General features: G+C 68.1%; 13 protein-coding genes. 6 read left to right on the top strand and 7 right to left on the bottom strand.

Annotated elements, in window-relative coordinates:
• The coding region (locus ADBZ5N_RS14315; RefSeq protein ID WP_526258439.1) for a YccF domain-containing protein at positions 1-169 on the bottom strand (169 nt) is incomplete at its 3' end.
• A 123-nt stretch (positions 170-292) separates the two neighbouring features.
• Between ADBZ5N_RS14315 and ADBZ5N_RS14310 the strand changes: the two genes are divergently transcribed.
• The gene (locus ADBZ5N_RS14310; RefSeq protein ID WP_526258435.1) at positions 293-703 is read left to right on the top strand and encodes a cold-shock protein; all 411 of its coding nucleotides are present in this window, start codon (positions 293-295) and stop codon (positions 701-703) included.
• A 54-nt stretch (positions 704-757) separates the two neighbouring features.
• On the opposite strand, the gene ADBZ5N_RS14305 is transcribed toward ADBZ5N_RS14310, so the two are convergent.
• The gene (locus tag ADBZ5N_RS14305) at positions 758-1,255 is read right to left on the bottom strand and encodes a DUF2771 family protein (RefSeq protein WP_526258433.1); all 498 of its coding nucleotides are present in this window, start codon (positions 1,253-1,255) and stop codon (positions 758-760) included.
• On the bottom strand, positions 1,252-2,820 hold the full coding sequence (locus ADBZ5N_RS14300) for an MFS transporter (RefSeq protein ID WP_526258437.1): 1,569 nt from the start codon (positions 2,818-2,820) through the stop codon (positions 1,252-1,254). Before ADBZ5N_RS14300 ends, ADBZ5N_RS14305 begins: the two co-directional genes overlap by 4 nt.
• Positions 2,821-3,019: 199 nt before the next feature.
• On the opposite strand from ADBZ5N_RS14300, the gene ADBZ5N_RS14295 reads away from it, so the two are divergent.
• On the top strand, positions 3,020-4,009 hold the full coding sequence (locus tag ADBZ5N_RS14295; RefSeq protein ID WP_526258431.1) for a DUF3027 domain-containing protein: 990 nt from the start codon (positions 3,020-3,022) through the stop codon (positions 4,007-4,009).
• Here ADBZ5N_RS14295 and ADBZ5N_RS14290 read toward each other — a convergent pair.
• A complete protein-coding gene (locus ADBZ5N_RS14290; RefSeq protein WP_526258429.1) occupies positions 4,006-4,461 on the bottom strand; it encodes an SRPBCC family protein in 456 nt (151 codons plus the stop codon). The two genes, ADBZ5N_RS14295 and ADBZ5N_RS14290, sit on opposite strands and share 4 nt — an antisense overlap.
• Positions 4,462-4,473: 12 nt before the next feature.
• Positions 4,474-4,746 carry a DUF2530 domain-containing protein gene (locus ADBZ5N_RS14285; protein ID WP_526258427.1) on the bottom strand — a complete coding sequence of 91 codons (273 nt, stop codon included), beginning with the start codon at positions 4,744-4,746 and terminating at the stop codon, positions 4,474-4,476.
• A 43-nt stretch (positions 4,747-4,789) separates the two neighbouring features.
• On the opposite strand from ADBZ5N_RS14285, the gene ADBZ5N_RS14280 reads away from it, so the two are divergent.
• Positions 4,790-5,650 (top strand): TrmH family RNA methyltransferase, encoded by an 861-nt coding sequence (locus ADBZ5N_RS14280; RefSeq protein ID WP_526258425.1) that lies wholly within the window; start codon positions 4,790-4,792, stop codon positions 5,648-5,650.
• A gap of 4 nt (positions 5,651-5,654) precedes the next feature.
• Positions 5,655-5,924 carry a DUF2537 domain-containing protein gene (locus ADBZ5N_RS14275; protein WP_526258423.1) on the top strand — a complete coding sequence of 90 codons (270 nt, stop codon included), beginning with the start codon at positions 5,655-5,657 and terminating at the stop codon, positions 5,922-5,924.
• A gap of 7 nt (positions 5,925-5,931) precedes the next feature.
• On the opposite strand, the gene sepH is transcribed toward ADBZ5N_RS14275, so the two are convergent.
• Together sepH and serC are read right to left on the bottom strand one after the other, a co-directional pair.
• Complete coding sequence (gene sepH, locus ADBZ5N_RS14270) at positions 5,932-6,747, bottom strand: septation protein SepH (RefSeq protein ID WP_526258421.1); 816 nt, start codon at positions 6,745-6,747, stop codon at positions 5,932-5,934.
• A 78-nt stretch (positions 6,748-6,825) separates the two neighbouring features.
• Entirely contained in the window at positions 6,826-7,950 is a 1,125-nt protein-coding gene (gene serC, locus ADBZ5N_RS14265) for a phosphoserine transaminase (protein ID WP_526258419.1), read from the bottom strand.
• Between the two features lie 190 nt (positions 7,951-8,140).
• Between serC and ADBZ5N_RS14260 the strand changes: the two genes are divergently transcribed.
• The gene (locus ADBZ5N_RS14260) at positions 8,141-9,166 is read left to right on the top strand and encodes a diiron oxygenase (protein WP_526258417.1); all 1,026 of its coding nucleotides are present in this window, start codon (positions 8,141-8,143) and stop codon (positions 9,164-9,166) included.
• 12 nt (positions 9,167-9,178) lie between these two features.
• A partial coding sequence (locus tag ADBZ5N_RS14255; RefSeq protein ID WP_526258415.1) for a 4Fe-4S binding protein occupies positions 9,179-10,314 on the top strand: 1,136 nt, incomplete at its 3' end.

Below are 10,314 nucleotides of genomic sequence, written 5' to 3'. Positions count from 1 at the left end.
CGATGGTGTGGCCGAATGGCCACAGCGCGAATACCGCGATGCGGGCTGCGGCGAAGCCGAATGGGATGGTGACGATGAGTAAAAAGCACACCAGTGCCGCGACGAGGTATCCCAGGGCAAGCCAGAGACCGCCGAAGATCAACCAGATGATGTTCAGGATTACGCGCATCACTACCTCCAGCGGTCAGGCAAGCCTACCGAACCAAAGTCTCCCCGCCCGGCGCGGTGGCGGGTGAGTAGGATCGCTGACGCGCCCTACTCGATAGTCACGTCAGACAAGCAGGTGAATCCAGTGCCGACCGGCAAGGTGAAGTGGTACGACGCCGACAAGGGTTTCGGCTTCCTCTCCCAAGAAGACGGTGAGGACGTGTACGTCCGCGCCTCGGCCCTGCCCGACGGTGTTGAGGGACTCAAGGCCGGTCAGCGGGTGGAGTTCGGGGTGGCCACCGGTCGCCGTGGCCCGCAGGCGTTGAGCCTCACCTTGCTCGACCCGCCGCCCACCCTGTCGCGGACCCGTCGCGAGGCGGCGCCGACTGAGCACAAGCACAGCCCTGACGAGTTGCACGGCATGGTCGAGGACATGATCACGCTTCTCGAAAGCGCGGTGCAGCCGGAGTTACGCCGCGGGCGTTACCCCGACCGCAAGGTCGCCCGGCGGGTCTCCGAGGTGGTGCGGGCCGTGGCCAGCGAACTCGACGCCTGAGGGCCGCATCGAGACTGCGCCGGGAACTTTCGGCAGCGGTAGGACGCCGTCCGGTTAGGAATCCGGCCAGTCCAGTCGCAGTGACCATTCGGCGTGCGGCAGGTCGAACAACTCGCCGTTCTCGTCTTGGACGAGCGTCATCAACTGCACCACCAGACCCGCGATCCGGCCACGCTGGGGGTCGACGGTGGGAACGGTCACTGCCAACTGGGTTCCCGGTCGGTAGGAGGTGGTCGTGGTATCCCGCTCGTCGGGGTAGACCCGGAGCAGACGCCATGGTCCGCGGCTGATCGACGTCGGCACCGACACCTGAACCGGGTATTTCTCGGTGACCGAAAGTTGTGCTTGGGCAGTGCTTTTCGCGCAATCGTTGAGGTCGACCACACTGCAGTACAGGTAGGGGTCCACCCGCACCGTCGTTCCCTGCGAGTAGGCACTGATCTGCGGCAATCCGCTGCCGTGCCCGCGCGTCACCAGCCACGCTCCCACGCCGGCGCCGGCAGCGGCCAGTACCAGCAGGGCCGCGACGACCCAGGCCAGATGTCGCTTCATAGGCGTGCCATCGTGAGGCTGCCCTCCGGTTCGGCCACCACCGGGCGGTTCCCGCCGAATCCGGGGATCAGGGAGGCACCGCGGTAGCTCACCACCGTCTGCGCCAGCGCCGGAATCAGCAGTGCGGCAATGGCGGTGAATCCCACCCACAGTTCGGTGTACACCAGGACTCCCATCGCTCCTCCCAAAACCCAAGCCAATTGCAGCACCGACTCCGAGCGCCCGAAAGCCGACGCCCGCGATTCCTCGGGCAGATCGTCCTGCAGGGAGGCGTCCAGCGACGCCTTGGCGATCGCGCTGGCCCCGGAGGTGACGAAGGCCGCCAACGCCGCAACAGCGAGGTTACCCACCACTGCGGCCACCAGAGCCATGGCGGTGACCGCGACTGCCGCGCGCACCACCAGTGCGGCCGGCCGCCCCAACTGCATCCGAGCGGCGGTGAAGTTCCCGATGAAGTTCCCAATGCCCGCCGCTGCCCCGATGCCGCCGAGGATGCCGAGCTGGACCCAGCCATTGGCGTCAAGGGCTTTGGCGACGAAGGCCGGGTACAGGAAGAGGAAACCCACCATCGCCTTGATGGTGCAGTTGCCCCATAGTGCGGTGATGATGTTGCGGCCCAGTGGCTGTCGCCGCGGCCCGGTGGTGCTGATCACTTCGGTGGGCTGCTGGTCGAGCCAGTCCCATTCACCACCGTGCCCGTGATAGGTCAGGGTGGCCGGAACCTCCCCTTCAGTGACCTCCACCCACTTCGGGATCCGCATGGTCAGCGACGCCCCAGCCAGCGCAATGAAGACGACGACGAACAACGCGCCGGGCAGGTGCAGCAGGGTCGAAAACACGTATTCCATCCCGGCTGCGAGGCCACCGCCGATGATGGTCCCGCCGATCAGACCGAACATCGTCAACCGGGAATTGACTCGGACGAGGTCGATGGTGGGTGGCATGACGCGCGGCGTCACCGCACTGCGCAACACAGAAAACGATTTGGACAGCACCATCATCCCCAGGGCGCAGGGGTAGAGCACCCACGATGGAAAGCTGCCGGTCGCAGAGTCGTAATTCATGATCAACACGACCGCCAGCACGATGCGCAGCAGGAATGACATGGCAAGGGCGGCGCGTCGGCCCTGCTGAAGCCGGTCCAAGGCCGGTCCGATCAGTGGGGCGATCACGGCGAACGGGGCGATGGTGATGAGCAGGTAGAGCGCCACCTTGCCCTTGCTCTCTCCGGTCGCAGCAGCGAAGAACAGAGTGTTGGCCAACGCCACCGCCATCGCGGAGTCCACCGCAAAGTTCGCCACCACTGGCCAGGTCAGTGCTGTCAACCCGGATTTGTCGGCGCCGTCGGCTGTCGCGGCGCGATGAACCATCGAGTACATTCGCGAGCCCATTTCCGCAGCCGCGCGGGTGACACCCGCCCGTTCACCAGCGCCGGCGGCCGAATCGGAATCGCGGTAGGCGCTGCGGCGCTGGCCCAGCGGAGGCAGATAGGGGTTACCTCGCGCGGACTCGGCGGAGTCCCGCCGCCCGGCACGGCCCCCATCGTCGCTGGGATAGTTGGCCATGCCGGGGTGCTCACCGGGATCACGGCGGACGGGCCCGGGAGTCCAACCCGAGCCCGGGTATCGACGCCGACCGGACACGGTCTCGATTCTCCCACCTTGTGCCTCCCGTGATGTGACTCACGCGACGTGCCTCCCATGATTGCCGTGGCTGGCGGCCGGTGTGGCTACCCGGACGGCCGGTGAGGCAAGATTGACCGCGATGGACAGCCCGATCGACACCGCCGACCCAACCGGTTTGGCCAGCGCCGAGTCGCCGGCCCCGGATGAGCACGTCGCTGCCCTCCTCGAGGGTGCTGCCGAACTGGCCCGCCAGGCCATCATCGAGTTCAGCGGTGACACGGTCGGCGCGTACCTGGGCGTTGCGATCGAGGACGCCGCGGCAGCCACCCACCGGTTCCTCACCACCATGCCCGGTTACCAGGGCTGGCAGTGGGCCGTCGTCGTAGCGGCCTGTCCGGGAGCCGAGCACGCCACGATCAGCGAGGTCGTTCTGGTGCCCGGCCCCACCGCGCTGTCGGGCCCGCCGTGGGTGCCGTGGGACCAGCGGGTTAAACCAGGTGACCTCGGCCCGGGCGATCTGCTCGCGCCACTGCCCGACGATCCACGGCTGGTTCCGGGTTTTCTGGCCACCGGCGACCCGCTGATCGACGACACCGCACTCGAAGTCGGGTTCGGCCGGCGGCGGGTGCTCAGTGCGTTCGGCCGCGACGACGCCGCGCAACGCTGGCACGACGGCGATCACGGCCCGGAGGCGCCGATGGCCCGGGCCACCAAGCGGGTGTGCCGGGATTGCGGCTTCATGACTCCGCTGGCCGGCGCGCTCGGCGCTCGGTTCGGGGTCTGCTGCAATGAACTGTCCGCCGATGGGCAGGTGGTTGACTTCTTCTACGGCTGCGGAGCGCACTCCGACACCCCGGCGCCGAAGGGTGTCGGGTCGCCGGCCTTCGAGCCCTACGACGACGGCGTGCTGGAAGTCGTCGAGGCCGATCGCGTCACAGTCGAGGTGGAAGCTGCTGCCGTTGAGGAGACCGCCGATGAGGCCTCGGCTGACGCCGAGACCGGCGCCGAGACCGACGCCGAGACCGACGCCGAGATCGACGCCGAGCCTGCGCCCGACGGCGATGCCGCTGCCGAACTTACTCCCGAAGTCGAACCTGTCGCGGATCCTGCAGACGAGGCCGAGGGCTAGCCGCTCTCGGCCGCCGCCTTGATCCGGGCCAGCCCCTGGTTCATGCCCTCGAGCAGTTCGCTCTCAAAGGAGTCGACGCCGCCCAGCGCTGTCTTGGTGACGGCGGTGGAAAGCGCCGTCACGCCGTTCTCGGCGTACCGGGTCTCGGTCAGCCGGGTGCCGGTGGCGGTGGGCTCCAATTCGTAGCTCCACACCGAAGTGTTGATCGGAATCCGGAAGGCGAACTTGCGTTCCGGGACCACCTCGGTGATCACCGCGGTCGTGGGCCAGAACAGCAGGCCGCGCCGGTTGAGGTTGACAGTGCGGGTGCCGGGCCGAATGGGGCCGAGCGCCTTCATGATTCGGCACTGCGGGCTCCACTGCGGCATCCGGCTGGGGTCGGAAACCAGCGCCCAGACCTTCGCCGCCGGGGCGTTGATCTCGATCTCGGCCTTCAGGATCGGCGCAGCCATCATTGTCCTCCTCTAGTGTCGGCTCGATTCGAGCCCGGTTTGCGCTCCGCGTGATCCCCGCCGGGCGGCGGCGCGTTGCCACAGAAACAGCGACAACCCGAATACCCCCACTCCGAGGCCCGCGATCGTCACCGGGCGCCAGTCCTCCAGCGCCGGGACGGTGAACGCCGCGAGCGCGGCCAGCGCCCACAGCAGCGCCCCGGCGCCGATCACCGGCCGCGGATCGAGCAGCGCCGCGGGCAGTTCCGGGGGCTGCCGTTCGGGTGCCGGATCGTGGGTGGTCATCGGGTTCACGGTAACCGACCAGCGGGCGCGTACGTTATCGCCCATGCAGGTCGGCGTGAACGTCATCGACATCACCGACCCGGACGACTGTCGGGTCGATGACTTCCGCGACCTCAACAGCGTCGACCGCCGCCCAGACCTGCCCAGCGGAAAGGGCCTGGTGATCGCCGAGGGGGTGCTGGTGGTGCAACGCATGCTGGCCTCCCGGTATGCCCCGCACGGGTGCCTGGGCACCGAGCGTCGACTTCAGGAACTGGCCGCCGAGGGCGCTCTGGCCGGGGTCGACATCCCGTTCTACCGGGCCTCCCCGGAGGTGATGGCTGACGTGGTGGGCTTCCACCTCAACCGCGGTGTGCTCGCCGCCGCCCGCCGACCACCGCAACGCGGCCTCGCCGACGTCCTCTCCGGTGCCCGAACCGTTGTCGTGCTCGAGGGCGTCAACGATCACGAGAACCTCGGCTCGATCTTCCGCAACGCCGCCGGCCTGGGCGTCGACGCCGTCGTCTTCGGCGCGGGGTGTGCCGACCCGCTGTACCGGCGGGCGGTGCGGGTGTCCATGGGCCATGTCCTGCTGGTGCCTTTCGCCTGGGCCGCTGACTGGCCGACGGATATCGACGTCCTGCGGCACAACGGATTTCGCTTGCTGGCCATGACGCCGAATCGCCAGGCGCGGGTTTTGGCCGACGAGATGGACGCCGTGGCCGGCCAGAAGGTCGCTCTGCTCGTCGGGGCGGAGGGGCCAGGACTCACCGAGACCACGATGCGTGCGGCCGATGTCCGGGTTCGGGTCCCGATGTCAGGTGACACCGACTCCCTCAACGTGGCCACCGCGGCAGCCCTGGCGTTCTATGAGCGGGCCCGGTGCGGCGGCGGGGGAGCCGATTCAGCGCGAACGATAACCTGACCCGGTGTCCGACGACGCGACTCCCTGGGGGACGGGCCTGACGGTGGCCGCCTTCGTGGCGGCGGTTGTCGCCGCGGCGATCATCGTGCTGAGCCTGGGAATGATTCGGGTGCATCCGGCTGTGTCAGTCGGTTTGAACCTGGTGGCCGTCGGTGGACTGGCACCCACTTTGTGGGACTGGCGGAAACGGCCGGTTCGCCGGTGGTTCCTGCTGGGTGCAGCGGTGGGGGTGGCCGTCGGCTGGACGGCGACGCTGGCGGTGGCGCTCGGTTAGCGTCGGCTCAGCGTTCGCCGCTGGTACGCACCCCGAGCAAGACGTCCTCCCAGGCCGGGATGCTCGGCTTGCGGGTGGCCCGCTTGCCTGCGCCCGGCGGGGGCGCGACCAGCGCAGAGCCTGCCGCCGCTGCGGGACCTGCCAGGGCGGCCGGGACGGCGGCCGGTGTCGACTGGGCTTGCGGCGGTGCGTCGAATTCCAGTTGGGCCACCGGGGCCACCGGGCGCAACGGCCGCTCGAATTCCGGGTCGATCAGGGCGCTGGCTTCCTCGTCGATCGCCGTGACGGTGCCGCCGTGTGCACCGGGGGTGAACCGGAAGTGGGCGACGTTCTCGGACAGCCCGGCCTGCCACTCCATCCGAACCGTCCAACGGCCGTCCTCGGCGCGCCAGGCGTCCCAGTTGGTGTCTTTGGCGCTCAACCCGCGTTCGGTCAGCGCCGCGGTGATGGTCTCCAGCAGGGTTTCCACCGTCGGGCCTTCGGCCAGCACAGGGTGGGCGGCCGTGGCCAACTCCGCGGCGCGCTGACGCTCCAGCAGTACCGGGTGGGCGAACCGCTCCACCTTCGAGACGTCCATCCCCGAACTGGCCGCAACCTCGGCGACGGACGCGCCGGCCCGGATGCGGGACTGAATATCCTTAGGTCGCAACACGGCTCTGACCTCACTGTCTCGGGAAAGCTGTCCGGGTCGCGCACCGTCGCCGCGCACTGCCGCCCGCAGCCGGTCGTCCAGCCGGATCAGGAACTTGTCGGCCGGGTTGCCGCCCTCACAGATGATGTGCTTGCCGTCGACATCGAGTCCGATCAGGGTGAGCTCACGCATGTCGACCTCCTTCGGACCGGACTGTAACCGCGCCCGCGTTGACATAACGATCGCGACACGCGTGTGTTACGGGTGAGGTTAAAGGTGTTCGACCACCCAGTCCACGCACCGGGTCAACGCGCTGACGTCGTCGGGTTCGACCGCCGGGAACATCGCCACCCGAAGCTGGTTGCGGCCCAGCTTGCGGTATGGCTCGGTGTCGACGATGCCATTGGCCCGCAGCACGGCGGCCACCGCCGCCGCGTCCACCTCATCGGTGAAGTCGACGGTGCCGACCACCTGGGATCTCAGCGCTGGGTCGGCCACGAACGGGGTGGCGAACGCGCTGGACTCGGCCCACGAGTACAACCGCGACGAGGAGTCCGCGGTCCGCTTGACCGCCCAATCCAGGCCTCCGTTGCTCAGCATCCAGTCGATCTGCTCGGCCATCAGCACCAGGGTGGCGATGGCCGGGGTGTTGTAGGTCTGGTTCTTCAGGCTGTTATCCACGGCGATCGGCAGCGACAGGAACTCGGGCACCCACCGGCCCGACGCGGCCACCGACTCGATGCGGGCTAGCGCGGCCGGGGACAGGATCGCCAGCCACAACCCGCCGTCACTGGCGAAGTTCTTCTGCGGCGCGAAGTAGTAGGCGTCGCATTCGGCGACATCGACGGGCAGGCCGCCGGCCGCGGAGGTGGCGTCGATGAGGACCAGGGCGTCCCCGGACCGTTCGGGCCGGCGGATCGGAACCGCGACACCGGTCGAAGTCTCGTTGTGGGCCCAGGCGATGGCGTCCACCGAAGGGTCGGACTGCGGCGCCGGCGCGCTGCCGGCCTCGGCCTTGATGATGATCGGGTCGCCGACAAACGGGTTGGCCGCGACGGCGGAAGCGAACTTGGAACTGAACTCGCCATAGGTCAGGTGCAGGGACCTGGCGTCGATGAGACCGAAGGCCGCGGCGTCCCAGAACGCCGTCGCCCCGCCGTTGCCGAGGATCACCTGGTAGCCGTCCGGAGCCGCGAACAACTCACGCACGCCCTCGCGCACCCGGCCGACCAGGTTCTTCACCGGGGCCTGCCGGTGCGATGTGCCGAACAGGGCGGCGGCGGTCGTGGTCAGTGCCGTCAACTGCTCTGGCCGCACCTTCGACGGACCGCAACCGAAGCGTCCGTCGGCGGGCTTGAGGTCGGCGGGAATGGTGAGCTGGGCGGGATCAGCCATGCGCTAAGCGTAGGGAGCAAGTGGCCCTGCCCAAAAATCGAGCCGGAAATCCAACCCGGCCGGGGTTGATCCGACCCGTTTACTGGGTATAGACAGTATCCGATACCTTCGGTACCGTTTACTGCGGCAGCTGTACAAATTCACCCCCCACTGTGGAAGTGACCCGGGGGAATGACGCGGGAGGCTTGTCATGGCGAGGACCAAGCTGCTCAGGCGCTGGCGCCGCAACATGGAGGTAGGCGACGACGCGGCCTACGTCGACATGCTGACCACATTGTCGGAGGGTTCGGTGCGGCGGAATTTCAACCCGTACACCGATATCGACTGGGATTCGACGGAGTTCGCGGTCAGGCCGGACGACGAACGCTGGATCCTGCCCCATACCGACGCCCTGGGCCGGCATCCCTGGTATCAGGCCCAACCGGCGGCCGCCCAGATCGCGATCGGGCAGTGGCGGCAAGCCAACGTCGCCAAGGTGGGCCTGCAATTCGAGTCGATCCTGATCCGCGGCCTGATGAACTACTCGTTCTGGCTGCCCAACGGCTCGCCGGAATACCGCTACTGCACCCATGAGGCGATCGAAGAGGGCAACCACACCCTGATGTTTCAGGAGATGGTCAACCGCATCGGCGTCGACGTGCCGGGCATGCCTCGCCTGCTGCGCTGGCTCTCGCCGCTGATCCCACTGGTGGCCGGTCCGCTGCCGATCCCGTTCTTCTTCGGGGTGCTTGCCGGGGAGGAGCCCATCGACCACACCCAGAAGGCGGTGCTGCGCGAGGGCGGCGAGGGCAAGGCTTTGCACCCGATCATGGAGAAGGTGATGGCCATCCACGTAGCCGAGGAGGCCCGGCACATCTCCTTTGCCCACGAATACCTGCGCAAGCGGTTGCCGCGCCTGAACCGCCGCCAGCGGCTGCTGCTGTCGGTCAACGTCCCGCTGATCATGCGGATCCTCTGTCAGGCGATCCTGGTGCCGCCGCGCAGCTTCTTCCGCGAGTACGGCATTCCGCGGGAGGTTCGCAAGGAGATCTTCTTCCGCTCGCCGGAGTCCCGGAAGTGGTTGCAGGACATGTTCGGTGACGTCCGGATGCTCTGCTACGACACCGGTCTGATGAACCCCCTGGCGAAGCTGATCTGGCGGCTGTGCAGGATCGACGGCGCGCCGAACCGGTTCCGCAGCGAACCGCAGCGTCGTCACCTGATCAGCGCTGCCTGACTCGCAGTCCAGATGCCCCACGTCATCACGCAGTCCTGCTGCAGCGACGGCTCCTGCGTGTACTCCTGCCCGGTCAACTGCATCCACCCCAGTCCCGATGAGCCGGGTTTCGTCGACGCCGAGATGCTCTACATCGACCCGGCGGCCTGTGTGGACTGCGGCGCCTGCGTGTCGGCGTGCCCAGTCGGGGCGATCCGGCACGACAGCCGACTGTCCCCCGAACAATTGCCCTTCATTGCCGTCAACGCCAACCACTACCCGCCCCGCCCAACGGGGGTGAAGCTACCGCCGACGTCCAAGCTGGCGCCGGTGCTGCCGGCGCCCGAGGTTCGCCGTCGCGGCCTGACGGTGGCCGTAGTGGGCTCCGGTCCGGCCGGCATCTATGCCGCCGACGAACTGCTCACCCAGGACGGGGTCCGGGTGAACGTCTTCGACAAGCTGCCGACCCCCTACGGACTGGTGCGGGCCGGGGTGGCGCCGGACCATCAGAACACCAAGTCGATCACCCGGCTCTTCGACCGCATCAGCGGCACCCGCGGCTTCTCCTACTACCTGAATGTCGAAGTGGGACGGCATCTCACACACGCCGAACTGATGGCGCATCACCACGCGGTCATCTACGCCGTCGGAGCGCCCGGCGACCGCCGACTCGACATCGACGGGATGGGACTGCCGGGCACCGGCACCGCCACCGAGATCGTCGCGTGGATCAACGGGCATCCCGGTTTTGTGGGCAGGCCGGTCGACCTGCATGAGCGGCGCGCAGTGATCATCGGTAACGGCAACGTCGCCCTCGATGTGGCCCGCATCCTCGCCAGCGACCCGGAAACCCTTGCCGCAACGGATATCTCCGATGCCGCGCTGGACGCCCTGCGGGGTTCGGCGGTCCGCGAAGTCGTTGTCGCGGCCCGGCGCGACCCGGCCGACTCCGCCTTCACGCTGCCCGAACTCATCGGCTTGACCGCCACTTCCGAGGTGGTCCTCGACGCCGCCGATCAGGCGCTGGTCAGAGCCGATCTGCAACGCAGCCGAGACCCCGGCGTTCGCGCCAAGCTGGAAATCCTGGCGGCTCTGCCGGAAGCCGGGCACGCCGAATCCGGCCGCCGTCGGATCCGCTTGGCCTACCGGCTGAACCCGCAGCGGATCAC

The organism is Mycobacterium sp. (assembly GCF_044370595.1).
Lineage (GTDB): Bacteria > Actinomycetota > Actinomycetes > Mycobacteriales > Mycobacteriaceae > Mycobacterium.
The sequence above is the reverse complement of the archived record's forward strand: the minus strand, read 5'-3'. Positions and strand labels throughout refer to the sequence as shown.

Excerpts from the sequence above, each read along its gene's own strand:
- ADBZ5N_RS14305 (WP_526258433.1), bottom strand. The coding sequence starts at position 1,255 with ATGAAGCGACATCTGGCCTGGGTCGTCGCGGCCCTGCTGGTACTGGCC.
- ADBZ5N_RS14300 (WP_526258437.1), bottom strand. The coding sequence starts at position 2,820 with ATGGCCAACTATCCCAGCGACGATGGGGGCCGTGCCGGGCGGCGGGAC.
- ADBZ5N_RS14295 (WP_526258431.1), top strand. The coding sequence starts at position 3,020 with ATGGACAGCCCGATCGACACCGCCGACCCAACCGGTTTGGCCAGCGCC.
- ADBZ5N_RS14290 (WP_526258429.1), bottom strand. The coding sequence starts at position 4,461 with ATGGCTGCGCCGATCCTGAAGGCCGAGATCGAGATCAACGCCCCGGCG.
- ADBZ5N_RS14285 (WP_526258427.1), bottom strand. The coding sequence starts at position 4,746 with ATGACCACCCACGATCCGGCACCCGAACGGCAGCCCCCGGAACTGCCC.
- ADBZ5N_RS14280 (WP_526258425.1), top strand. The coding sequence starts at position 4,790 with ATGCAGGTCGGCGTGAACGTCATCGACATCACCGACCCGGACGACTGT.
- sepH (WP_526258421.1), bottom strand. The coding sequence starts at position 6,747 with ATGCGTGAGCTCACCCTGATCGGACTCGATGTCGACGGCAAGCACATC.
- serC (WP_526258419.1), bottom strand. The coding sequence starts at position 7,950 with ATGGCTGATCCCGCCCAGCTCACCATTCCCGCCGACCTCAAGCCCGCC.
- ADBZ5N_RS14260 (WP_526258417.1), top strand. The coding sequence starts at position 8,141 with ATGGCGAGGACCAAGCTGCTCAGGCGCTGGCGCCGCAACATGGAGGTA.